General features: G+C 58.4%; 2 protein-coding genes. Both read left to right on the forward strand.

The features are described 5' to 3' along the window. Nucleotides 1-351 precede the first annotated feature (351 nt). Nucleotides 352-1,626: an ABC transporter substrate-binding protein gene (locus tag ACK5L9_RS00320; protein ID WP_416909453.1), complete on the forward strand. Its 1,275-nt coding sequence runs from the start codon at nucleotides 352-354 to the stop codon at nucleotides 1,624-1,626. Between the two features lie 58 nt (nucleotides 1,627-1,684). Continuing rightward, nucleotides 1,685-2,437, forward strand: a 753-nt coding sequence (locus tag ACK5L9_RS00325) for a carbohydrate ABC transporter permease (RefSeq protein WP_416909454.1), incomplete at its 3' end; no start/stop codon positions are given.

A 2,437-nucleotide genomic window follows, 5' to 3' on the forward strand; every position in this document is an offset into this window, starting at 1 on the left:
CGCGTTCGCTATCAAATAACCTTTTTTGCGAAAATAATACTGATAGGCCCGGCAAGTTTCTGCCGCTGACAAGGACAACCGCGCCATCAATCCGTCACAACTTGCCCATTGACAGGAAGTGTTGACTAGTCACATCATTTGATTTAGCGTTACAATATATCTTGCGCTGAAACTACCACCGTGTTGCTCCGGACGGTTCAGCCAACCATCCGCGCGGTGGGTCCATTTCCGGCAGCTTAGAGATGGCGTCCTGCAACAAGCGTTCAAGCAAGTCGTTTGCGGCCTGATCTTTGGGAACCACGGCAGACAAGAAGACCACGTTTCAACAAAAAAGCCAGGGAGGAGGCTGAAATGAGACATTCTTTCGTTTCTCTAGTCGCGGTGACAGCGGCAGCAGTGATGCCGACATTCGCGTCATCGCAGGAAAACGCTGTGGAGGTGCTGCATTTCTTCACATCCGGCAGTGAAGCTGCCGCATTCTATTCCTACAAGGATGCGTTCGAATCCGCCGGGGGCACTTGGGTCGATTCCCCCGTTGCGGGCGGCGGGGGCGATTCTCATGACACCACGCTGCGCGCGCGGGTTCTGGCCGGCGATGGTCCTGGCGCGGCCATGCCCAAATGCCCCGAAACGTCGCGCTGGTATCAGGAAGGCTATATCGTCGATCTCGACGATGTCGCCGCCGACCAGAAATGGGACGAGATTCTGCCGACATTGCTGCAGGATTTCGCCAAGGCCGACGGCCATTACACCTGCGTTCCCTTTGACATTCACCGGATCGACTGGCTTTGGGGGAATGCGGCGGTTCTGGCAGAAGCAGGGATCGGCGGCATGCCGCAAACCTGGGAAGAATTCGATGCCGCCGCGCAGAAGATCACGGATGCCGGCAAGATCGTGCTGGCGGCAGGCGGTCAGGAATGGCAGGACGGCACCATTTATCAGGGTGTCGCACTGGCAATCGGCGGCGCCGACTATCTGAAGGCAATCGCCGCCGGCGATCCTGCGGCCATTGACACCGACACGTCGCGTCAGGTGTTCGACCGGATGCGCATCCTTTCGACCTATGTCGATCGCGGTTATCCCGGTCGGGACTGGAACCTTGCCACGGCGATGGTCAGCAATGGCGAGGCGGCGTTTCAGATCATGGGCGACTGGGCCAAGGGCGAGTTCATTCAGGCCGGCGCGACCATGGGCGAGGATATCCTTTGCGCACCCGTTCCGGGCAATGTGCCGGATCGCCCGGGCATGATCATGGTCTCGAACGCGCTTGGCTTTTTCACCAAGGAAAAGGGTAATGCCGAGGCGACAGAAGGGCAAAAACTGCTGGCGGCGACGCTGCTGAACGAAGATGCCGAAATCGCCTATACGCTGCACAAAGGATCGGTCCCCGCTCGACTTGGCGTTCCGCTGGAGCAATATGACAGCTGCGCGGTCAAGTCGATGAGCGATCTCAAGGTGAATAACGACGCCGGGACACTGGTCGGCGATATCTACACCATGCAGCCTTTCGATCCGGCAATTGCCGCAGCCGTGCGTCAGGTGGCGTCCCAGCATTTCAATATGCCCGATATGACCTCGGATGAGGCGGTGCAGCTGATGCTGGAATCGGTCGAACTGGTCCGCTGACCTGCCCGATCCATCGCATGGTCCAGAAATGGGCCATGCCTTCAAGGGAGAGAGGGAAATGGCAACCCAAAAAGGCCGGAACATGTCCGATTGGCGGCGGTTTGCAGCCCCCATCCTGGCGATGTCGCCTTCACTGATCGCGATCACGGTCTTTGTCTATGGTTTTATCATCTGGACAATCGCCGTTTCGCTTTCCCCATCGAAGATGGTGCCCGTCTGGGACTGGGTCGGTTTCAGCAACTATATCAAGCTGTGGAAATTCAGCCCCTGGCGCTTGGCGATTCAGAATTTTCTTGTCTTCTCGGTCATCTATGTCGGGGTCGGGCTGGCGCTGGGGCTGCTTCTGGCCATCCTGATCGACCAGCGCATCCGCGCCGAAGCTCTGTTCCGCACGCTGTTTCTCTATCCGATCGCACTGGCTTTCGTTGTCACGGGCGTCGTCTGGCGCTGGATCATGAACCCAACCATCGGATTCGAGAAATTCATCCGCGATCTGGGATACCCCAATTTTGAATTCGCCTGGATCAGCAGCACCGATCTGGTGATCTACGCCATCGTCATCGCGGCGATCTGGCAGGTCGCGGGCTTTGTCATGGTGCTGTTCCTGTCAGCCCTGCGCGGCGTCGACAGCGAGATCATCAAGGCCGCCAGCCTCGATGGCGCCCGGCCCTGGCGGATCTATGTCTCGATCATCATCCCGTCGATCTGGCCGGTTTTTCTGTCCGCTGGCGCGATCCTGATCGCGATGGCGCTGAAGACATTCGACCTTGTCGTCGTCATGACACAGCGCGGGCCGGGGGGCGCGTCAGAG

Source organism: Paracoccus sp. (in: a-proteobacteria) (genome assembly GCF_047973135.1).
Taxonomy (GTDB): domain Bacteria; phylum Pseudomonadota; class Alphaproteobacteria; order Rhodobacterales; family Rhodobacteraceae; genus Paracoccus.

Excerpts from the sequence above, each read along its gene's own strand:
- ACK5L9_RS00320 (WP_416909453.1), top strand. The coding sequence starts at position 352 with ATGAGACATTCTTTCGTTTCTCTAGTCGCGGTGACAGCGGCAGCAGTG.